Below are 239 nucleotides of genomic sequence, written 5' to 3'. Positions count from 1 at the left end.
TACATTAAACTGAAGCCAGCTGAGTTAGCTAGCGTACCGTACATTAAACTGAAGCCAGCTGAGTTAGCTAGCGTACCGTACATTAAACTGAAGCCAGCTGAGTTAGCTAGCGTGCCTTACATCAAACTGAAGCCAGCTGAGTTAGCTAGCGTACCTTACATCAAACTGAAGCCAGCTGAGTTAGCTAGCGTACCGTACATTAAACTGAAGCCAGCTGAGTTAGCTAGCGTACCGTACAT

1 pseudogene is annotated in these 239 nt (G+C 46.0%); it reads left to right on the top strand.

The annotated features are described in order from the left end of the window. A pseudogene (locus tag L9G74_RS21900) lies at positions 1–239 on the top strand (hypothetical protein); the annotation flags it as partial.

It is taken from the genome of Shewanella electrica, assembly GCF_022321485.1.
Taxonomy (GTDB): Bacteria; Pseudomonadota; Gammaproteobacteria; order Enterobacterales; family Shewanellaceae; genus Shewanella; species Shewanella electrica.
The sequence above is the reverse complement of the archived record's forward strand: the minus strand, read 5'-3'. Positions and strand labels throughout refer to the sequence as shown.